The sequence below is a fragment of the Streptococcus sp. SCPM-O-B-15277 (M60) genome, from assembly GCF_058200335.1.
On record NZ_JBYQGR010000001.1, the window covers coordinates 401,209 to 422,680 of the forward strand.

Sequence of the window (21,472 nt, forward strand, 5' to 3'; positions counted from 1 at the left end):
TATTGAGAAGGTGTAGAAAGTAAGGATTTAGAATATTTGTATTCAAAAATACAATGTTGTTTCTTACTAAAGGGAGATAGATATGGCAATGATAGAAGTGCAACATCTTCAGAAAAATTTTGTGAAGACAGTCAAGGAACCGGGCTTGAAGGGAGCTTTGCGCTCCTTTATTCATCCTGAAAAGCAGACCTTTGAAGCGGTCAAGGATTTGACTTTCGAAGTACCCAAGGGGCAGATTCTAGGCTTTATCGGAGCTAATGGTGCTGGGAAGTCGACTACCATCAAAATGCTAACAGGGATTTTGAAACCGACATCTGGTTTTTGTCGGATTAACGGCAAGATTCCCCAGGATAATCGCCAAGATTATGTCAAGGATATTGGAGTCGTTTTCGGACAACGTACCCAGCTATGGTGGGATTTGGCACTGCAAGAGACCTACACGGTTTTGAAGGAGATTTACGATGTGCCAGACTCGCTTTTCCATAAGCGTATGGACTTTTTGAATGAAGTTTTGGATTTGAAGGAATTTATCAAGGATCCTGTGCGGACTCTTTCATTGGGTCAACGGATGCGGGCGGATATTGCGGCTTCCTTGCTTCACAATCCCAAAGTTCTCTTTTTAGATGAACCGACTATTGGTTTGGATGTGTCGGTCAAGGATAATATTCGACGTGCTATCACTCAAATCAATCAGGAAGAAGAGACAACTATTCTCTTGACTACTCATGATTTGAGTGATATTGAGCAACTCTGTAATCGGATTTTTATGATTGATAAGGGGCAGGAGATTTTTGATGGGACGGTTGGCCAGCTCAAGGAGACCTTTGGCAAGATGAAGACTCTTTCCTTTGAGCTGACGCCAGGTCAAAGTCAACTCGTCTCTCATTATGAAGGCTTGTCTGATATATCCATTGATAGACAAGGAAATAACCTAATAATTGAATTCAATAGTTCCCGCTACCAATCAGCTGATATTATCAAGCAAACCTTATCTGATTTTGAAGTCCGTGATTTGAAGATGGTAGATACGGATATTGAAGATATTATCCGTCGCTTCTATCGAAAGGAGCTCTAAGATGGTCAAATTGTGGAGACGTTATAAACCCTTTATCAATGCAGGGATTCAGGAGTTGATTAGCTATCGAGTCAACTTTATTCTCTATCGGATTGGCGATGTCATGGGTGCTTTTGTGGCTTTTTATCTATGGAAGGCTGTCTTTGATTCCTCCCAGGAGCCTTTGATTCAGGGCTTCAGTATGGCGGATATCACCCTCTACATCATCATGAGTTTTGTGACTAATCTTCTGACTAGGTCGGATTCTTCCTTTATGATTGGTGATGAGGTCAAGGATGGTTCCATTATCATGCGCTTGTTGCGACCAGTGCATTTTGCGGCTTCTTACCTCTTTACGGAGCTTGGTTCCAAGTGGTTGATTTTTATCTCTGTTGGACTGCCATTTTTAAGTGTCATTGTTTTGATGAAAATCTTATCTGGGCAAGGGATTGTAGAAGTGCTGGGACTAACTACCCTTTATCTTTTTAGCTTAACGCTGGCCTATCTGATTAACTTTTTCTTTAATATCTGCTTTGGATTTTCAGCCTTTGTATTTAAAAATCTTTGGGGTTCCAACCTACTTAAGACTTCCATAGTGGCCTTTATGTCTGGGAGTTTGATTCCCTTGGCTTTCTTTCCAAAGGTCATTTCAGATATTCTGTCCTTCTTACCTTTCTCATCCTTAATTTACACTCCGGTCATGATTATTGTTGGGAAATACGATGCTAGTCAGATTCTTCAAGCACTTTTGCTTCAGCTTTTCTGGCTTATAGTGATGGTGGGCTTGTCTCAGTTGATTTGGAAACGAGTCCAGTCATTTATCACCATTCAGGGAGGTTAGGATGAAAAAATATCAACGCATGCATCTGATTTTTATCAGACAGTACATCAAGCAAATCATGGAATACAAGGTAGATTTTGTGGTTGGTGTCTTGGGAGTCTTTCTGACTCAAGGCCTGAACCTCTTGTTTCTTAATGTACTCTTTCAACACATCCCCTCGCTAGAAGGTTGGACTTTTCAAGAAATTGCCTTTATCTATGGATTTTCCTTAATTCCAAAGGGACTAGATCATCTCTTTTTTGACAATCTCTGGGCTTTAGGTCAACGACTAGTTCGAAAAGGGGAGTTTGACAAGTATCTGACTCGGCCTATCAATCCTCTCTTTCACATCCTCGTTGAGACCTTTCAGATTGATGCCTTGGGTGAACTTTTGGTCGGTGGAATTTTACTAGCGACAACGGCGACTAGCATTGCTTGGACGCTTCCCAAATTCCTGATTTTCCTAGTTTGTATTCCTTTTGCGACCTTGATTTATACTTCCTTGAAAATTGCAACAGCCAGCATCGCTTTTTGGACCAAGCAGTCAGGTGCCATGATTTACATTTTCTATATGTTTAATGATTTTGCCAAGTACCCGATTTCCATTTACAATTCGCTTCTTCGTTGGTTAATTAGCTTTATTGTACCTTTTGCCTTTACCGCCTACTATCCTGCCAGCTATTTCTTGCAGGACAAGGATGGACTCTTTAATATTGGTGGTTTGATTCTGATTTCCCTTGTTTTCTTTGTTATTTCCCTCAAACTTTGGGACAGGGGATTGGATGCCTACGAAAGTGCTGGTTCGTAAGAGGTAAAGTAAGACTAAAATCAAGAAAGGAACTTATGATGTTTGTAATTAAAGAAGTCAAGGGTGAAGATCAAAAAATGGCAGTTGTCGCTGAGATTTTAAGGGATTTGCCAGAATAGTTTGGAATACCAGAAAGCACGCAAGCCTACATTGAAGGAGCTAAGGATTTACGAGTTTGGGCTGCTTATCAAGAGAGTGATTTGCTTGGCTTTGTAAGCTTGTCCTATTCTAGTGAAGATTGTGCAGAGATTGATTGTCTCGGTGTAAAAAAAGCTCATCAAGGCAGGGGGATTGGAAGTCAGTTGCTTGCTACTTTGGAAAGTGAAGCCTGCAAAAAAGTCGACTATTTACAGGTAAAAACAGTGGCAGAAGGTTCTAACAAGGATTATGACCGAACCAATATCTTTTATCGCAGTCTTGGTTTTAAAAAACTAGAGATTTTTCCACAACTTTGGGGGCCTCAAAATCCTTGTCAGATTTTGATTAAAAAGATGGGTTAAGAATCCCTTGACATCCTTCCTTATAGTGCTATACTATAAGGGTAATCGCCGATTTAGCTCAGTTGGTAGAGCAACGCACTCGTAACGCGTAGGTCACAGGTTCGATCCCTGCAATCGGCAGTGTGAAAGAAGTCCTCTTGGACTTCTTTTTTCTTTTGATAAGATTTTTGACCACATAGTCTATCATGTCTACCACATAGGCAAAACCTATTGTTTGAGTTTTTTATTTTTGTTATAGTAGTAATTGTCAAGGGGAGATAAAGCTTCCTAACAAAATAGAAAATGAGGTTATATCATGAAAAAAGTATTAGGTATCGGATTTTTAGTCGTTGCAGCAGTAGTCTTGTATTTTGGAATTGTTGGATGGCCAAGTTTGGATGTTAACATCTGGGCACTTTTTCCAGTAGGTCTATTCTTATTCTTTACTCTTGAGAATTTGGTTAAAAAAGATTATAAGGCCAGTCTCATGAGCTTGATTATTGCCTTTATCATTGCAAATGCTATTTTTGATATCTTACCACTTTCAAGTGGTTTGGTTATCGGTGCTGGAGTGCTGGCTTGCGTGGGAATTGGATTTCTCTTTCCTGACGCTAATAAGAAAGAAGCATAATACAAAAAAGCCTCGAGATTTCTCGAGGTTTTTTCTTTATTTGCCTGCGTAATATTTTTGAATACCTTTGACAATACCTGCCACCAATCTATTTTGGTAAGCATCGCTACGAATTTGTTGGTTTTCGTTGAAATTGTCAATGTAACCAAGCTCCAATAGAACAGCTGGTTTATCCGTTTCTCGAAGGACAGCAAAGCTACTTTGGAGGAGACCGGCATCCTTGGCACCTGTTTCAGCTAGAAGAGAATAGTGGATATCAGCAGCCAGGCGATTACTTTCACTGATACGATCAGGATGGTTATGCCAGTATGGATTAATCTTAGAGCGATAGCCCGGGTCGTCTTCGTAAGAATAGGTCTGAATTCCAGAACGGTTAGAAGCAGGAGCTCCACTTGCATTGAAGTGAATACTTATGAAGATATCTGAGTTAGTATTATTGACCATTTTTGAACGTTCAGTGACAAAGTCGACATAGACATCACTATCTCTCGAAGAAAGAACGGTATAACCAAGTCCCTCGAGTTCCTTGCGAAGTTTCTTGTAAACTTGCATAGTGAGGTCTTTTTCATTCGTGTTATAGTAAACAGCACCTGGATCTTTACCACCGTGTCCTGGGTCTAAGAAAACAGTATTCGTATATTTTCCTTTTTCAAATCCGCGACTCACTGGAACTTCGCCAATCCATTTTCCATTGCTTTGGAACTGATGAGCTTTTCCCTCGATTTTACGAGTTCCTGTGACATAGATACCATTTTCATCCACATAGTAACGGGCATTGTAGTAGCTGTCGTCAATCCATTCACTCTTTGCCATATAACCACCTGACTTGAGGTAGTAGGAGCCAATCCATTCACGCGCTGCATAAGTACCACCAGATTTCAAATAGAACCAACTATTATAGTTTTTATCGAAAATCCATTCTCTTTCAGCCATGGCACCGCTAGCTTTTAGGTAGTAGCTCCCTTGCCATTGATTACTTACCATAGTGGCATCGTTATTAAAGTAGTACCAAGTACCACCAATTTTATCCCACTTATTTTTACTTAATTTGCCAGAAGCTTGGGCATAGTACCATTTACCATCTTGTTTGACCCAAGCGCTCTCGGCCATAGCCCCACTATTGGTAAAGATATAATCGTCAAAAATAGTGTTGCTGAGCATGATTCCGTCTTTATCAAAGTAGTACCACACACCACCAACTTTTTCCCATTTTTGCTGAGAGATTTTACCAGATGGCTTTGCATAATACCATTTATCTTTAATTTTAGCCCAGCCATTATCGACCATAGCACCGCTAGAAGTTAGAATGTATCCATCGAAAATAGTATTATCAAGCATGATTCCATTTTTATCAAAATAGTACCATTTTCCGTGAATTTTTTTCCAATTTAGAGCAGGTTTGTTTGCTTCATAGAAGCGCCAGATATTTTCTTCAAATACCCAACCATTTTTTTTGACTTCTGGCGCTTTTGTCTCTTCTTTTTTGTCTGAACTTGTACTTGGAGTTGTAGTAGATGTTGTAGGCAGGCTTGAACTTGCCTCAGTTGAAGGAAGAGTTTCCTTGGTTGAAGGTTTGTTATTCTCTACTTTATTTGCAGTTGTAGTCTCTTGTGTTGTTTCTGCTGAAGTAGTTTGTAGGTTATTTTCTTCAGCCAAAGCAGGGGTTGTTGCGAATCCTAGAAAAGTAAGGGTGATGGCACTTGCCAAGAGCGTTTTTTTCACTTGTTTGATCTCCTATTTTTTTAATAATCTCTTTTTAAAATGTCATTAGAAAAGCACCTCATGTGGGAAAACTAGTCGCCAACTGTTGAGGTGCTGGCATGATTTATTTTTATTTCATCATGAAGATTTGAACAATCATAACGATGTAGATGAGCAATGTGAGTAGAAATCCAGCTCTCCAAAAGAATTTAAGGAATTTTGGATAATAAAAACTACGTTTTTTGCTCAAGAAGAAAAAGGCTAGAATGATTGCCAACAAAGATAAGGCTGCTCCCAATATCGGAAGTTGATTATGAGTAAAAACCTTTGCAGTGATCAAATAGTATTCAAAAATCAGAAAAGGAAAAGCCAAATCTGCAAAGTTAATCCCCTTTTTCTTTAGCTTGAAGAATCTACTAAAGATAATAGCCAAAGCCAAGGTTAGTACCAAAAGCAAGACAGAAGCGAGTTTTATTAAAATCATAACAATATTGTATCATAAAATTTGAATAAAAGGAAAGCATATTCCTTGATTTAACAGTGTTTTTCTAAAAATTTTTGTTTAGAAACTGATTTTTTATACTATATCAAACATCAATGTGATTTACTTTGTAAAGTTGGAGTAGTTTGAACCTTCATTATAAATCTTTTTTATGGTGACAATAAAAAATATATATTAGTCAGGAGAGAAGAATAGTAGTAGAATGAGTAGCAAATAAAACAAAGGAGTTTCTTATGAAATTAGTTACTTTATGGTCAAAACTCTCACTAGGCATTCAATTATTGGTGGCTTTGGTCTTGGGGGTTATCGCTGCCCTTATCTGGCCACAATTTGCAGGCTTTTATCAATTTTTAGGTCAGGCCTTTATTAAATTGATCAATATGGTTATCATTCCGCTAATCTTCCCAACGATCGTTGTTGCAGTAGCTGGAGTTATTGGAAAAAAATCTTTCGGAAAAATCTTGACCAAGAGTTTGGTTTACTTTTTTGCCGTAACAACTGCCATTACTCTTTTGTTTGTATTTGCTAGTTACTATTTAGGATTTGGACAAGGAGTGAACATAGGTCAAACTGGTGGAAATCTTGATGGGATTGCTAACAATGTCAAGTTCAGCGAATTTTTGCTTGGTTTCATTCCATCAAATATCGTTAAATCTCTTTCAGATGGCGCTCTATTGCCAATTATCGTTTTTGCCATCTTTCTTGGTTACGGAATTGGGAATCTTAAGACTGATAAATCTCAGAAGATTATTGAAGGTTTCCAAATCTGGATTGAAGCCATTTATAAGATTGTCTCAGTGATTGTTAAATTATCACCAATTGGAATTTTTGGATTTATCGCTAAAGATGTTGCAACTACTGGTGTTGACAAGTTGATTGGGCTTGGCCAATTTGTAATTGGAACTTATTTGGCTTATGCTGTATTGGTTCTGCTTATTTTCCCCTTGATTGCTTTCTTCTTTAAAGTACCGTATTTGTCAGCCTTTCGTGAAAATTTGAGTCTCTTGACTCTGGCCTTTGTTACGGGTAGTTCTAGTGTTGTCTTGCCATCCCTTCTTAAAGATTTGAAAAAACAGGGCCATGACGAGCATACAATTGATTTAGTTGTTCCTTTAGGATATACTTTTAACTTAGAGGGAGCAGCAGTTTATTTCTCAGTAGCGACGATTTTTATCGCGCATGCCTACGGCATTCAATTTTCTTTATCAAGTCTCTTGTTTACTGTTTTGCTTTTGACTTTGATTGGAAAAACTGCAGCAACCGTACCATCAGGGGCTATCGTTGTTCTATTAGCAGCAGCACCTCAATTGGGCTTGCCAGTTGAAGGAGTGGCCTTGATTTTTGCAGTTGATTTCTTTGTCAATGCAGGCCGTACCATGATCAATGTTTTGGGTCAAATCTTAACAGTCAGCGTTATCGAAAAAACAGAAGGATATATTTTAGAAGAAGAAAAGGAAAGCCAACTATCAGTCAGCTTTTCTTAAGGAGAATATAAGTAATGAGTGAAGCAAAAGTTTATGTAATTCATGAGAATCTAGAATGGACTCAACATTTAGTGAAATGGTTGGAAGAATTAGAAGTCCCTTATGAACTATGGGATTTGTCTAGTGGGATTTTAGATTTGCAAAGCCCACCGCCGCAAGGTATCTTTTACAATCGTATGTCTGCCTCTTCTCACACAAGAGGACATCGTTATGCGCCAGAGTTTACAGAGCAGGTGATTACTTGGTTGGAGGCACATGGACGCAAGGTTGTGAATGGTACTGAAGCTATCAACCTAGAAATCAGTAAAGTCAAACAATATTTGAAGTTAAACGAGTCTGGTATTGAGACTCCTGCGACAGTTGCAGTTTTAGGTCAAGAAAATATCATTGAAGCAGCAAGAAAATTGAACATTTATCCTTTGATTACCAAGCACAATCGAGCAGGTAAGGGATTAGGCGTTCAACTCTTTCAAAATGAAGAAGAACTTGAAGCTTATGTCAATAGTCCTCTCTTTGAACCATCAGTGGACGGGATTACCTTGTTACAAGCCTACATCAAGCCAAGTGATGGACGTATCCGTCGTTCAGAGTTTATCAATCAGAAGTTTCTCTATACTGTTTCTATCGATTCTTCAGATGGTTTCCAACTGTGTCCAGCAGATGGTTGCCAAATCGGCAAGAGACCAGAGCAACTAGAAACGTCTGAAAAATTCCAGATTACAGAACCTCTACCAGATGACCGGAGAGAAGCTTATGAGAATTTCTTGAAAAATGCTCAGATTGAAGTTGCGGCGATTGAATGGGTTCAATCAGAGAGTGGAGACATTTATGTCTATGATGTAAATACCAACACCAACTACAATCCTACCGCAGAAAAAAATGCCAATATTTTTGCTCACCAACATTTGGCTCAGTATCTAAAAACAGAATTGCAAGCCCTAACGAGTGGACAATAAACTAGGAAATTCAAAAATCCCCCAGTATCAAATGACTGGGGGATTGATTTATTTCATCGATAAAAAATTATTGATTTGCTTTAAAGTCTGGATCCTTCAAACTTTGAACACTAGCATTGATGACTGCACCGATAATTAATATCTTGGCAATGATAATGAACCAGAACATCATGACAACGACGACGATTGAACTGAAAAATCTGACGTCAACGAGATAATTGACATAATTGTTGAAATAAGCTGCAAAGATGTTTAATAATGCAATAGTGGTAACTAGTACAAAGAGACTTCCAGGTATGACGTAGCGAATCTTACTTACTTTAACATTTGGTAGGAAATAATAGAGCATGATTACGATTGCAAAAAGAAAGGCATAAATCAGCGGACCTGTAAAATCTTGTAGATAAGAAAACAGAGTGCTTTCAGATTTCCAGTAGTTTTTAAGCAAATCCAATAACATATGGCCAAACATACTTAGGAATAAGGCAAGTGCAAAGAGAATTTGAAGACCAAAGCTAACCAAGAGGCTCATCAGTTGGTGTGAGATAATTCCTCTATTTTTTGCAATTCCATAGGCTTTATTAAAGGCCTTCTGGAGAAAATTCATGGATTTGGAGAAAGTCCAAAGAGCTGATAAGATCGCAAAACTTAGTAAACCTGTCGATGGTTGGGTAAGAACTTCTCTGGCAATCTTTGCAACAACTTCATAGATTGTATCCGGTAAAAATTCCTTGATGGTTAATAGAAAGTTGGAGATGGGAATTTGAAAGTAGGGTAAAATGTTGACTACAATCATGAGTAAAGGGAAGATTGAAATCAACCAATAGTAGGCAACAGCAACGCTAGTTAACTCACTATCGGAGGCTTGATAGTAGTGCAAAAAAGCTTTTAATAAGGGTCTATCAGTCAGCTGTTTCCACAACTTTTTCATTTTACAATCCTCCAGTTTTTCTCTTGTTTTCTTTAGACTTTAATTTCTTCGGACTAATTCCATCATATCATAAGGTAAGGTATTAGCAGATTCTTTTAAGGAATAAGTTTCTAAATTATTGACATTTTGGCGTAGCTTTTTAGCATATTGAGCTGAGATGAGTTTTTGAGCTTCGTATTCAAAGATACACTTACGCTCTAGGTAGTAACCTCTGAGCATTTCATCAATGTTATTGGGTTTGATACGATTGATAACCCGTTCCACAAAGGCTCCACTAGTAATATGACTGGTTTCGCGAAGACGAGATTCCTGCATAAAGCTGATCAGAGAACTCTTATAAATCCCTTTAAGGTTTTCCAAACTCTCGATAATAATTTCAGTGTTGGCTAGGTAGAGTTCTGCAATCTGGTCATAATCAATGGCAAGAAGTCTCTGTTTTTCCTTGTCTTTCCACGAACGGAATGTTTTCCCAAATGTGAGCAATTCATGAAGTAGAAAACGAAGAATGCGTATGGAGACAAGGAAGTAGTAGGTTAGTCGAGAAGCAAAGTTTCGCTTAATATTTTTTTCCATGTTTTTCAAGTAGCGTTGGTAGACACGATAAGCACGATCTCCAATCTTTCCTTCTTCATAGGCTTGTTCCAAGCCATCGCTTTCAACACTGAGAATCAAGAGTTTCAGAGCTTCCCAGTCTTCCTGAATTTCTTTGTTTTCTTGACTAAGAATAAGATTTTCAATACGTCCATGATAATTGTCAATAGCCGCATAGAGTGGAACCTTGTTTTTTGTGTTCTCTAAATCCTTCTCCAACTCCATGGTGACATCATTTAAAATAGCGATGTGCATGAGCTGATCCTTAGACGGTTCTTTCTCTTCAGAAAGGTGTGGGAGTACTAGTAATCCCGTCAGGAAACTTACCAGGGTTACACCAGCTACGAGGAAGAGAAGAAGAGGGTATTCTTGTTCCAGATTAGACGGTATCAAAAGGATAGTGGCAATGGATACAGTTCCCTTCACACCGGAAAACGTAAGGAGGAGCATGTCTTTGACGTACTTGTCTAAACTTTTATGAAGCTTTTTAATCCGAAAGGCGTAAAATCCATAGATCATGACAAATCGGATGGCAAATAGTAGGAAGGTTAATAGGAAGATCGTGACAAGAAGAAGCACATTGTTATAAAAAGCACTCTTGAGAATTGGTTCCGCAATCATTTCCAGTTCCATTCCAAGAATGACAAAGACAGAACCATTGAGCATAAAGGTTACAGTGTGCCAAACAGTCTCAGTAACTGTATCAACTTGTGCTTCAAGGAGATTTATTTTCTTGAAACGACTGGCTTTCAGAATCCCAGCAACAACAACGGCGATGATGCCTGAGACATGAAGCTCTTCAGCAATGAAAAAAGTTAAGAGAGGTAAACTGAGTTCCAATAAGAGTTCACTTGCTATATCCGTTGCACGAACACTGAGTAGAAAGCTATGGAGGAAGCGATTGATTAAGGCTGTTATAAGCCCAACTGCAAATCCTCCAACAATGGAAATAGCTAATGAAGTTCCGGCTTGGGTAAGGGAGAATGTTCCTGTTGTCCAAGCGATGAGAGCCATCCGAAAGGCTACTAGTCCAGAAGCATCATTAAGAAGACCTTCCCCTTTTAGGATATTAGAAACCCGCTTCGGGAAGGTAAAACGTTGAGAAAGGGAAGCGAAGGCAACTAGGTCAGTAGGGCCTAAAGCTGCACCAACTGCTACGCAGGCGGCTAATGGTAAGCTAGCCCAAAGGACATGAGCGAGTCCCCCCATGCTTAGGGCTGAAACAAAGATAACTGGAAAAATCAAAAAGAGGACAATGCGCCAGTGTTTTAGGATAGAAGTAATGTCTGCTTCTTGAGCCTCTCGGAATAGTAGTGGGCCAATGACTAAAGCTAGAAATAACTCAGTATCTAAGTGATATTGGTTGTTAGGTAAACAAAGGCCAAGCCCAATTCCCAGCAAAATCTGAATCAAAGGCATGGGTAAAAAAGGAAGCAGCTTGTTGGTTGTACTAGAAACAATGAGAACTAGTAAAAAAACCAAGAGATAAAAAAGTAAATTCATTTTCCACCTCCCTATTTTTGTTTACAACAATTTTCAAAAAGTTCCTTTTGTTCTTGGATTTTTTGATCAATTTTTGAGCAGTCCTTATGCTCGATTTTCTTCTGACAACGTTCCATTTCAAGTGAAATCATTTTTTTCTTGATTTTCAGCATTTTTTTGCTCATATGGGCCTCATCCAACATACCAACTGCACGTTCGTGTTGGGTTGATTCGACGAATTTGTGACGAAGAGTTTCGATTTTATCTTTTAGGTATTGTTTATCCATGTCGATACCTTTCTAATTTTTCAATCATGACCAAAAATGGTGGATGGTTAATTTGGTTGAGGGTGCGATAGATAGTAGCAGTATATTCTTGTTGCGGTAACTGACTGACATAATCCATGACTGCATCCCGTTCGATATCTCCACCTTCATGCCCGTAATAAATCATGATAGCTATTCGTCCGCCTTTAACGAGTATTTGACAGAGCTTTTCAAGTGCCTCGATGGTTGTTTGAGGCATAGTAATGATAGACTTATCAGCAGAAGGAAGGTAACCTAGATTAAAGATAGCAGCCTTGACTTCCCTTACAAACTGATCCACAGTCTCATGCCCCTGCAAGATTAACTCAACATTGGTGAAGCCAGCTTCTTGTAGGCGTTGACTAGTCTGTTTCAAAGCTTGTTCCTGTATATCAAAAGCGTAGACTTGTTTCGCTAACTTGGCAAGAAAAAGCGTATCATGGCCATTCCCCATGGTCGCATCAACGACAATATCTTCTTGGGTGATGACTTGGGCAAGAAAATCATGTGCCATTTCAAGTGGTCTTTTCATTATCAAACTCCTGTTTTTCAGCCTTGCAACCTTGAACACTACCTCGACGTCTCATTTCAGCTTCAATGCTATTTAGAACTTCCCATTTATTGAGACTCCACATAGGACCAATCAACATATCTCTAGGTGCATCTCCTGTAATCCTGTGGATGACGATATGTTTGGGAATGATTTCTAGTTGGTCACAGATGACCTTGACATAGTCATCTTGACTCATGAGTTGCAAACGACCTTCATGAAAGTCACGTTGCATTCGAGTATTAGTCATGAGGTGAAGTAGATGAAGTTTAATCCCTTGAATATCATTGTCAGTCACACAGCGGCGAACATTTTCCACCATCATCTCATGAGTTTCACCTGGTAGACCATTAATCAAATGGGCTACAATCTCAATCTTGGGGTATTTTCTCAAGCGCTTGACCGTTTCCACGTAGAGTTCATAGGAGTGGGCACGGTTAATCAATTCAGAAGTTGCCTCATATGTGGTTTGTAAACCTAACTCTACAGTGACGTGCATTCGTTCAGATAGTTCTGCCAAATACTGGATAGTCTCATCGGGTAGACAGTCTGGTCGTGTACCGATATTGATGCCAACGACACCAGGCTCGTTGATAGCCTGTTCATAGCGTTCGCGAATCACTTCAAGTTTCTCGTGAGTATTGGTAAAATTTTGGAAATAAACCAGATATTTTCTGACATCTGGCCATTTTCGGTGCATAAAGTCAATTTCCTTATAAAATTGCTCGCGGATTGGTGCGTCAGGAGCGACGATAGCATCTCCAGAGCCAGAAACCGTACAGAATGTACAGCCCCCATGAGCCACTGTACCATCACGATTGGGACAATCAAATCCGGCATCGATAGGAACTTTGAAAGTTTTTTCTCCGAATAAATTTCGATAATAATCATTCAAGGTATTATAGGATTTCATAGCTAATATTATATCAGAAAACCCCAGTAAACTCAAAGTTAGTAAACAATTGAAGAGAAGTAAGAAATTTTTAAAATCAAAAAAACTTATATAAATCCTTTACAAAAAAAATTAAAGTGGTATAATAGAGGTGTTATCGGTGCAAACGTTTTCGTAAATCGTTTGCACTAAAATAAAATAAGGAGATTTGAATGATGAAAGCTACATTCAAAAATGTTTTGTCTTTCGAGTTTTGGCAAAAATTCGGTAAGGCTTTAATGGTGGTTATCGCTGTTATGCCAGCGGCTGGATTGATGATTTCAATCGGTAAGACACTTGCAATGATTAACCCTAACTTTGCGCCACTTGTTGTTACAGGTGGAATCCTTGAGCAAATTGGTTGGGGAGTTATCGGTAACCTACATATCTTGTTTGCTCTTGCTATCGGTGGTAGCTGGGCAAAAGAACGTGCAGGTGGTGCCTTTGCAGCAGGACTTGCCTTTATCTTGATTAACCGTATCACTGGTGCTATCTTTAGTGTTAGTGGTGATATGTTGAAAGATCCTAATGCTATGGTTTCAACAATCTTTGGTAACTCTATCAAAGTTTCTGATTACTTTATCAGCGTGTTTGAAGCTCCAGCACTTAACATGGGTGTGTTTGTAGGGATTATTTCTGGTTTTGTAGGGGCAACTGCCTTTAACAAATACTACAATTTCCGTAAACTTCCTGATGCACTTTCTTTCTTTAACGGAAAACGATTTGTACCATTTGTTGTTATCCTTCGTTCAGCAATCGCTGCAATCCTTCTTTCAATTTTTTGGCCACTTGTTCAAACAGGTATCAACAATTTCGGTATCTGGATTGCCAACTCACAAGAAACAGCTCCAGTTCTAGCACCATTCTTGTATGGTACTTTGGAACGTTTGTTATTACCTTTTGGTCTCCACCACATGTTGACTATCCCAATGAACTATACAGCTCTTGGTGGTACTTATGATGTCATGACTGGTGCAGCAAAAGGTACTCAAGTATTTGGTCAAGATCCACTTTGGCTTGCATGGGTAACTGACCTTGTAAACCTTAAAGGTACTGACGCAGCTCAATACCAACACTTGTTAAATACAGTACATCCAGCTCGTTTTAAAGTTGGACAAATGATTGGTTCGTTTGGTATCTTGATGGGTATCATTGTGGCTATCTACCGTAACGTTGATCCAGATAAGAAACACCAATACAAAGGTATGATGATTGCAACTGCTCTTGCAACATTCTTGACAGGGGTAACTGAACCAATTGAGTATATGTTCATGTTCATCGCAACACCTCTTTACCTTGTTTACGCTCTTGTTCAAGGTGCTGCATTTGCAATGGCTGATATTGTGAACCTTCGTGTGCACTCATTCGGTTCAATCGAATTCTTGACTCGTACTCCACTAGCTATCAATGCTGGTCTTGGTATGGATATCATTAACTTTATCTGGGTTACAGTACTCTTTGGATTTATCATGTACTTCATCGCTAACTTCATGATTAAGAAATTCAACTATGCAACTCCAGGACGTAACGGTAACTATGAAAATGCAGATGGTTCTTCTGAATCTTCATCTGCTGGAGAAACTAAAGTTGCAGAAGCTTCTCAAGCTGTTAACATCATCAACCTTCTTGGTGGACGTGCGAACATCGTTGATGTCGACGCATGTATGACTCGTCTTCGTGTAACTGTACAAGATGCTGAAAAAGTTGGAACGGAAGAACAATGGAAAGCTGAAGGAGCTATGGGACTTGTCATGAAAGGACAAGGTGTCCAAGCTATCTACGGACCTAAAGCTGACGTTTTGAAATCAGATATCCAAGATATTCTTGACTCAGGTGAAGTAATTCCTGAAACTCTTTCAAGTCAAATGGCAGCAGCTCAAAAAGATGCTGTAGTCTATAAAGGTGTAACTGAAGAAGTTTACTCAGTTGCTGATGGTCAAGTTATCGAATTGGAACAAGTTAAGGACCCTGTCTTCTCACAAAAAATGATGGGTGATGGATTTGCAGTGGAACCATCAAATGGAAACATTGTATCTCCAGTTTCAGGTACGGTATCAAGTATCTTCCCAACTAAACATGCTCTTGGTCTTGTGACTGCAGATGGTCTTGAAGTTCTTGTTCACATTGGTTTGGACACAGTAAGTCTTGAAGGAAAACCATTCGATGTGAAGGTTTCAGAAGGGCAAGCAGTAGCTGCAGGTGATCTCTTAGTTAAAGCTGACCTTGGTGCTATTCAAGCAGCAGGTCGTGAAACTACAACTGTAGTTGTCTTTACAAATGGTGATGCTATTAAATCAGTAACATTAGAACAAACAGGAACTCTTGCAGCTAACACAGCAGTTGCGAAAGTAGAATTGTAATTGATTAGGGGTTGGAATCTATTTCCAACCTCTTGTTTATAGGAGAAAAGTATGAAGTTTTTAACACTCAATACTCATAGTTGGATGGAAAAAAATCCTGAAGAAAAATTTCAGCTCTTGTTACAAGATATCCTTGAAAACAGCTATGATTTGATTTGTTTTCAGGAAATCAACCAAGAAATTACTTCAGAGCAAGTAGAAGCGGGCCCGCTATATCATCCGTTACCTTCAGCAGAACCCATTCACCAAGACCATTATGTGCGTCTTTTGGTAGAGAAACTAGCTGAAAAAGGTCACAAATATTATTGGACCTGGGCCTACAACCATATCGGTTATGATCGTTATCATGAGGGTGTGGCCATTCTATCTAAAACACCAATTGAGGCTCGTGAAATTTTGGTTTCTGATGTAGATGATCCAACTGATTATCACACTCGTCGAGTTGCATTAGCTGAAACAGTAGTGGAAGGCAAAGAGCTTGCAGTTGCGAGTGTGCATCTTTCTTGGTGGAATAAAGGTTTCCAAGAGGAGTGGGCACGCTTTGAAGCAGTTCTGAAAGAATTGAACAAGACTCTCTTGCTAGCTGGTGATTTCAACAATCCTGCAGGTCAAGAGGGTTATCAAGCTATCCTAGCTAGTCCACTAAACTTACAAGATGCATTTGAAGTTGCAAAAGAGAGAAGTGGTAGCTATACTGTTCCGCCTGAAATCGATGGTTGGAAGGGAAACAGTGAACCTCTAAGGATAGATTATGTCTTTACGACAAAGGATATAGAGGTAGAAAACTTACAAGTAGTTTTTGATGGTCAGAAAAGTCCACAAGTTAGTGATCACTACGGCCTTCAAGCAATACTTTCTTGGAAGAACTAAGAAAGTATTTTACTAAAATATAACAAGCCCCCCTTTTGATAACGAAGGGGGGTTACTGATTCAAAGGGTTAATATAGTTAAAGTTTTTAGTTGAATAACTTGTAAAATAGAATAAAATCCTTTAAAATAAAAAGTGTTGGAGGAATTTATGAATGTAAATCAAATTGTGCGTATGATCCCGACGCTAAAGGTAAATAATAGAAGATTAAATGAATTGTTTTATATCCAAACCTTGGGTATGAAACCCTTGCTTGAAGAGTCGGCTTTCTTATCGCTAGGAGACCAGTCAGGCATTGAAAAATTGGTTTTAGAAGAATCACCAAGTATGAGAAGCCGCAAGGTTGAAGGGATCAAAAAATTAGCTAGATTGATTGTAAAAGTAGCGAATCCATCCGAGGTTGAAGCACTGCTAGCTAGAATGGAAAAACTTCCTCAACTCTATAAAGGAAACAAGGGATATGCTTTTGAAATCCTTTCACCAGAGGGGGATCTTGTCCTAATCCATGCGGAAGATGACATCAAAGATTTGAGAAAGTTTGATGAAACTGTTACTTTCACAAAAGATGAGAAACTGCAATATTTAACAGCATTTGATATTTCAGCAGAAATTAACTTGCCTGCTGAAACGACGAGCCTGCTTGAAAAAGAGGAAATCGAAACTAGCATAACTTTTAAGCAAGCCCAAGGTAGTGATTTGCTTGTTGAAAATAATGTAACTTGGGATTTGTCTATGTTGAAATTCCAAGTAAATGAACTTGAATTGGCAAGTCTGCGTCAGCGTTTTGAAACTGCAGGTTACTTTATTCCTAAGTCTGAGAAGTTTTTCCTAACCAAGGATGCCAACAATATCGAATTGTGGTTTGAAAAAGTATGAAACAAGAAATCATTCAAAAAATAGAGCAACAAATTGAGGCAGGGATTTATCCTGGTGCCTCTTTTGCGTATTATCGGGATGGTGAATGGTCTGATTGCTACCTCGGAGAAGCAAATCCAGAAATTGGAGAGCAGACTTGTCAAGGTTTAGTCTATGATTTGGCAAGTGTGAGTAAGGTTGTTGGCGTAGGAACCGTCTTAACCTTCATGTGGAAGCAAGACAAGATAGAGCTCGATCAATCCATAAAGACCTATCTTCCAGAGGCGGATTATCCAGACATCACCATTCGACAATTGCTAACGCATGCGACAGATTTGGATCCTTATATTCCTAACAGAGATCAGCTCTCAGCGGACCAACTAAGAGAAGCCATGTTTCATTTGAATCGCCGAGAGAAGAGAGCTTTTTTATACTCGGATGTGCACTTTCTCTTACTCGGTTTTCTCTTAGAGAACTACTTTGAGAAGAACTTAGACCAGATTTTACAAGAGCAAGTTTTAGATCCATGGAAGATGAAGGGAACTCATTTTGGACCAGTTAGCAGTGCTGTCCCTACAGTTCGTGGACAGAAGGCAGGAGTGGTGCATGATCCCAAGGCTCGTTTACTAGGTAGACATGCCGGGAGTGCAGGCTTGTTTTCAACTGTGAAGGATTTGAAAATCTTCCTAGAGCATTATTTACAGGATGATTTTGCTGCAGGATTAAGCCAGAATTTTTCAGATTTGAGTGATAAGGAACGATCCTTGGCCTGGAATCTTGAAGGTGATTGGCTAGACCATACAGGCTATACTGGAACCTTTATCATGTGGAATCGTAAGAAGCAGGAAGCTGTGATTTTCTTGTCCAATAGAACCTACGAAAAAGACCAGCGTGCCCAGTGGATCATTGACCGTAATCAGATTATGGATTTGATCCGTGAAGCAGACTAGGGAGGAAGTATGTCAAAAGCTCTTAAAGGAACTCTTTTTACAGTGATTGCTGGTATTGCTTGGGGCTTGTCTGGGACCAGTGGTCAGTACCTAATGGTTCATGGGATATCGGCTCTAGTCCTAACTAATATCCGTTTAATAATCGCAGGTCTCCTCTTAGTTCTTTTATCGTATATGAAGTCCAAAGAGCAATTTCTAGCTTTTTTAAAAGATAAATCAAGTCTCTTTTTTCTCTTCTTATTTTCTTTATTTGGCCTCTTTCTGAATCAATTGGCTTATTTATCGGCTATTCAGGAGACAAATGCAGGTACAGCGACGGTGCTTCAATATGTCTGTCCTGTTGGAATCTTGGCTTACACATGTATAAAGGATAGGGTAGCACCTACTATAGCCGAAATCCTTTCTATGATTTTAGCAATAGGTGGAACCTTTTTAATTGCGACTCATGGTCAGTTGGATCAGCTCTCTATGACACCAGCAGGTCTCTTTTGGGGATTGTTTTCTGCTTTAACCTATGCTCTTTATATCATTGTACCCATTAAGCTCATTCAAAAGTGGGGGAGCATTCTGGTTATTGGTGTCGGTATGACCATATCTGGGTTGGTAGCAGTGCCATTTACAGGGATTATCGGCGCCAGTATTCCTATGTCATTTGATATTTTTCTAGCCTTTTCGGGAATCATTCTTATTGGAACAGTATTTGCCTACACAGCCTTTCTTAAGGGAGCCAGTATGATCGGACCAGTCAAGTCAAGTCTTTTGGCTTCGATTGAGCCTATCTCTGCAGTCTTTTTTGCTTTTATGATTATGGGAGATATTTTTTATCCTGTAGATTTTCTTGGAATGGCAATGATTTTATTGGCTGTGACTATTATCTCTTTAAAGGATTTAATGCTAGAAAAGAAACACAAATCCGTTTAAAGACAGAACAACCTGATAAAAAGGTTGTTTTTTATGTTCTAGCATCAATTAAATTAATTTTAAGATTGAAAGTTTATAATGACTTTATCAAATACAAAGTTTTATGGAGGAAATATGAATTTTATCCAGAGTATTCATCCTACTAAACCTTTAAGATACTTAAAATGGTTTGATATCGTAATCATCACTGTTTTAATGTTTGGAGAGTTTATCATTCGATCCACCCAGCAATTTATGGAGAGTCTATCACCTTCGACTGTGACTAGCGTTGCAGAAACTACAACAAATGTAGCAAGTGATGGGGCAGCTTATTCGAGTAATTTTACTTTTCAATTGATCATGCTAGGGATTACTTTACTCTATCTCTTGATTCGAAACTACGATTTTAAACAGCTCTCCATCCGCTTGTCATGGTCGGTTTTCATTTGGGTTCCCCTTATTTTTGCTGTAGTTGGGATCTTCGGTGATATTATTACAACTCTCAGTGGCGAGTACAATTATTTTAATCCTCAACTGCTCCCTTTTATAGACCCTATGGAAATCATTAGAAAATTCATGGCCTTAACTCCAATGGCTATTGGCTATGCTCTGCTAAATGGTTTTTACGAAGAATTTTTCTTCTTAGGATTACTGACTTCAGTAAAAGAAAAGCATCAGTGGCTGGTTTTAGTATATTCGGTCATCATACGGATTTCATTCCATACCTATCAAGGATTACTCTGGGCCTTGGTTATTGGTCTTGTTTATGGACTATTCTATTATTTCTTGTACAAGTATCTAGTCAAGAACTTACTGCCATTCTTTCTCATGCATGCTCTTGCAGATATGTTCGGATCCAGTCTTTTATATCTCTTGATTGCTTGGAGGACTTAAGAAAAAAATCCACTCGAATGAGTGGATTTTTTATGAATACATTTTAGTCTTTGTTCTCGTATGGCAAGATCAAGTTTAGGATAATACCTGTCATAGCTGAGAGGGCAGTACCAGAAAGTGTAACTGGACCGAGTTTAAGGATTGCTCCACCAAGTCCAAGCACGAGCATTGCACTTGCGATGATAAGATTACGCATTTGTCCAAAGTCAACGCGCTCCTTAATCAAAACTTTTAAACCGTTGCTGGCGATAACCCCGTAAAGAAGGATTGACATCCCACCAAGTACGGCGTTAGGGATTGTAGAAATCAAGGCTGTGAATTTTCCAAGGAAGCTTAGGGCAATTGCGATAAAGGCAGCGTTACGGATAACTGAGACAGAAGCGATACGAGTCATACCGATAACCCCTGTGTTTTCACCGTAAGTAGTATTGGCTGGTCCACCGAGGAAGGCAGATACAGATGTTGCGATTCCGTCACCAAGAAGGGTACGGTGAAGACCAGGATCTTTCAAGAATTGGCGGCCACAGATTTGACTCAAGACCGTGTGGTCTCCGATATGTTCAGAAATTGTTACAATAGCAATTGGTAGGATTGCAATTGTTTCAGGACCGAAGTATAGGTTATATTCTTTGAAGGCACCACCTGTGCTAAATGGTAGGTAGAAACCAGGAACTTCAAACCAGTTAGCTTGAAGAACAGGTGTGAAGTCTACTAGACCAAGAAAGACTGCAAAGATATATCCACCGATAATGGCAAAGAGGAAAGGAATGATACGAAGGAATCCTTTTCCTTTTGTATTAATAAAAGCAGCGATGAGGAAGGTAACTACTGCTACAAGAGCATTTTTCCAGTTGCCATCAGCAACAAGACCAGCATTTGTTACAGCTGAGCCTGCAAGACCAAGACCGATAACGATAATCATAGGTCCGATAACGATTGGAGGCAAGAGCGTATCAATCCATTTTGTACCAGCAAAGCGGATGCTAGTTGAAACAAGAACGTAAATTAAACCAGTCAAGATAACCCCTGTTTGAGCAGCAGAAACATCTCCACCCAATTCCTTCATAGCAAGAGCCATTGCAGTGATGAAGGCAAAAGAAGAACCGAGATAGACTGGAACTTTAAAGCCAGTGGAAATCATGTAAATCAGTGTACCGACACCTGATGCAAAAAGGGCAACAGATACAGGCATTCCCAAAATCAGTGGCACCAAGATGGTCGCACCAAACATGGCGAAAACGTGTTGGAAACTGAGTAGAATTCCCTTACCAAAAGAAGGACGTTGGTCAACGTCGAGTAACAAATCAACAGTTGATTCTTGTTTCATAAATACCTCACTTTTTGGGCATCAAAAAAGAGCCCATTATTTTACAGCAATAGGCTCTCAGAGTAAGACATCTTTAAAAAGAGGATTATCTCA

General features: G+C 39.2%; 20 protein-coding genes, 1 tRNA gene and 1 pseudogene. 14 read left to right on the forward strand and 8 right to left on the reverse strand.

The genetic code is table 11. The annotated features are described in order from the left end of the window. Window positions 1-82: 82 nt before the first annotated feature. From AC3E9F_RS02045 to AC3E9F_RS02070, 6 genes and pseudogenes are all read left to right on the forward strand, one after another. A complete protein-coding gene (locus tag AC3E9F_RS02045; RefSeq protein WP_490672749.1) occupies window positions 83-1,075 on the forward strand; it encodes an ABC transporter ATP-binding protein in 993 nt (330 codons plus the stop codon). A 1-nt stretch (window position 1,076) separates the two neighbouring features. Next, complete coding sequence (locus AC3E9F_RS02050; protein WP_003017344.1) at window positions 1,077-1,895, forward strand: ABC transporter permease; 819 nt, start codon at window positions 1,077-1,079, stop codon at window positions 1,893-1,895. Window position 1,896: 1 nt separating this feature from the next. Beyond that, window positions 1,897-2,682: an ABC transporter permease gene (locus AC3E9F_RS02055; protein WP_225750518.1), complete on the forward strand. Its 786-nt coding sequence runs from the start codon at window positions 1,897-1,899 to the stop codon at window positions 2,680-2,682. 38 nt (window positions 2,683-2,720) lie between these two features. Next, a pseudogene (locus tag AC3E9F_RS02060) lies at window positions 2,721-3,182 on the forward strand (GNAT family N-acetyltransferase). 47 nt (window positions 3,183-3,229) lie between these two features. Beyond that, a tRNA-Thr gene (locus AC3E9F_RS02065) sits at window positions 3,230-3,302 on the forward strand. Window positions 3,303-3,477: 175 nt separating this feature from the next. Then, window positions 3,478-3,792 (forward strand): hypothetical protein, encoded by a 315-nt coding sequence (locus AC3E9F_RS02070; RefSeq protein WP_263393782.1) that lies wholly within the window; start codon window positions 3,478-3,480, stop codon window positions 3,790-3,792. Window positions 3,793-3,828: 36 nt separating this feature from the next. On the opposite strand, the gene AC3E9F_RS02075 is transcribed toward AC3E9F_RS02070, so the two are convergent. Together AC3E9F_RS02075 and AC3E9F_RS02080 are read right to left on the reverse strand one after the other, a co-directional pair. Continuing rightward, entirely contained in the window at window positions 3,829-5,514 is a 1,686-nt protein-coding gene (locus AC3E9F_RS02075; RefSeq protein WP_263393781.1) for an N-acetylmuramoyl-L-alanine amidase, read from the reverse strand. A 109-nt stretch (window positions 5,515-5,623) separates the two neighbouring features. After that, on the reverse strand, window positions 5,624-5,983 hold the full coding sequence (locus tag AC3E9F_RS02080) for a DUF3397 domain-containing protein (RefSeq protein WP_263394535.1): 360 nt from the start codon (window positions 5,981-5,983) through the stop codon (window positions 5,624-5,626). A 245-nt stretch (window positions 5,984-6,228) separates the two neighbouring features. On the opposite strand from AC3E9F_RS02080, the gene AC3E9F_RS02085 reads away from it, so the two are divergent. After that, the gene (locus tag AC3E9F_RS02085; RefSeq protein ID WP_263393780.1) at window positions 6,229-7,479 is read left to right on the forward strand and encodes a dicarboxylate/amino acid:cation symporter; all 1,251 of its coding nucleotides are present in this window, start codon (window positions 6,229-6,231) and stop codon (window positions 7,477-7,479) included. Window positions 7,480-7,493: 14 nt separating this feature from the next. Further along, complete coding sequence (locus AC3E9F_RS02090) at window positions 7,494-8,435, forward strand: ATP-grasp domain-containing protein (protein ID WP_263393779.1); 942 nt, start codon at window positions 7,494-7,496, stop codon at window positions 8,433-8,435. Window positions 8,436-8,502: 67 nt separating this feature from the next. Here AC3E9F_RS02090 and AC3E9F_RS02095 read toward each other — a convergent pair whose 3' ends face one another. Genes AC3E9F_RS02095 through mnmL form a run of 5 tightly spaced genes read right to left on the reverse strand, consistent with a single transcriptional unit; the run spans window position 8,503 to window position 13,216 of the window. Beyond that, window positions 8,503-9,366, reverse strand: a complete 864-nt coding sequence (locus AC3E9F_RS02095; RefSeq protein WP_263393778.1) for a YihY/virulence factor BrkB family protein — start codon at window positions 9,364-9,366, stop codon at window positions 8,503-8,505. A gap of 39 nt (window positions 9,367-9,405) precedes the next feature. Beyond that, complete coding sequence (locus tag AC3E9F_RS02100; protein ID WP_263393777.1) at window positions 9,406-11,460, reverse strand: cation:proton antiporter; 2,055 nt, start codon at window positions 11,458-11,460, stop codon at window positions 9,406-9,408. A gap of 11 nt (window positions 11,461-11,471) precedes the next feature. Further along, the gene (locus tag AC3E9F_RS02105; RefSeq protein ID WP_214262125.1) at window positions 11,472-11,726 is read right to left on the reverse strand and encodes a hypothetical protein; all 255 of its coding nucleotides are present in this window, start codon (window positions 11,724-11,726) and stop codon (window positions 11,472-11,474) included. Continuing rightward, the gene (gene mnmM, locus AC3E9F_RS02110) at window positions 11,719-12,276 is read right to left on the reverse strand and encodes a tRNA 5-(aminomethyl)-2-thiouridylate-methyltransferase MnmM (protein ID WP_263393776.1); all 558 of its coding nucleotides are present in this window, start codon (window positions 12,274-12,276) and stop codon (window positions 11,719-11,721) included. The genes AC3E9F_RS02105 and mnmM overlap by 8 nt, the downstream gene beginning before the upstream one ends. Then, window positions 12,260-13,216 carry a tRNA modification radical SAM protein MnmL/YtqA gene (mnmL, locus tag AC3E9F_RS02115; RefSeq protein WP_263394534.1) on the reverse strand — a complete coding sequence of 319 codons (957 nt, stop codon included), beginning with the start codon at window positions 13,214-13,216 and terminating at the stop codon, window positions 12,260-12,262. Before mnmL ends, mnmM begins: the two co-directional genes overlap by 17 nt. 182 nt (window positions 13,217-13,398) lie before the next feature. Between mnmL and AC3E9F_RS02120 the strand changes: the two genes are divergently transcribed. The 6 genes from AC3E9F_RS02120 to AC3E9F_RS02145 all read left to right on the forward strand — a co-directional run bounded on the left by AC3E9F_RS02120 (window position 13,399) and on the right by AC3E9F_RS02145 (window position 20,052). Beyond that, on the forward strand, window positions 13,399-15,585 hold the full coding sequence (locus AC3E9F_RS02120) for a PTS transporter subunit IIBC (protein WP_263393775.1): 2,187 nt from the start codon (window positions 13,399-13,401) through the stop codon (window positions 15,583-15,585). A 51-nt stretch (window positions 15,586-15,636) separates the two neighbouring features. After that, window positions 15,637-16,455, forward strand: a complete 819-nt coding sequence (locus tag AC3E9F_RS02125; protein WP_263393774.1) for an endonuclease/exonuclease/phosphatase family protein — start codon at window positions 15,637-15,639, stop codon at window positions 16,453-16,455. Window positions 16,456-16,603: 148 nt separating this feature from the next. After that, window positions 16,604-17,329 (forward strand): CppA family protein, encoded by a 726-nt coding sequence (locus AC3E9F_RS02130; protein WP_263393773.1) that lies wholly within the window; start codon window positions 16,604-16,606, stop codon window positions 17,327-17,329. Next, window positions 17,326-18,258 carry a serine hydrolase domain-containing protein gene (locus AC3E9F_RS02135; RefSeq protein WP_490672750.1) on the forward strand — a complete coding sequence of 311 codons (933 nt, stop codon included), beginning with the start codon at window positions 17,326-17,328 and terminating at the stop codon, window positions 18,256-18,258. The genes AC3E9F_RS02130 and AC3E9F_RS02135 overlap by 4 nt, the downstream gene beginning before the upstream one ends. Before the next feature lie 9 nt (window positions 18,259-18,267). Continuing rightward, window positions 18,268-19,179, forward strand: coding sequence for a DMT family transporter (locus tag AC3E9F_RS02140; protein WP_263393771.1), 912 nt, complete (start codon window positions 18,268-18,270; stop codon window positions 19,177-19,179). A 114-nt stretch (window positions 19,180-19,293) separates the two neighbouring features. Further along, a complete protein-coding gene (locus AC3E9F_RS02145; protein ID WP_263393770.1) occupies window positions 19,294-20,052 on the forward strand; it encodes a CPBP family intramembrane glutamic endopeptidase in 759 nt (252 codons plus the stop codon). A gap of 43 nt (window positions 20,053-20,095) precedes the next feature. Here AC3E9F_RS02145 and AC3E9F_RS02150 read toward each other — a convergent pair whose 3' ends face one another. Continuing rightward, window positions 20,096-21,379, reverse strand: a complete 1,284-nt coding sequence (locus AC3E9F_RS02150; RefSeq protein WP_263393769.1) for a uracil-xanthine permease family protein — start codon at window positions 21,377-21,379, stop codon at window positions 20,096-20,098. Window positions 21,380-21,472 lie beyond the last annotated feature (93 nt).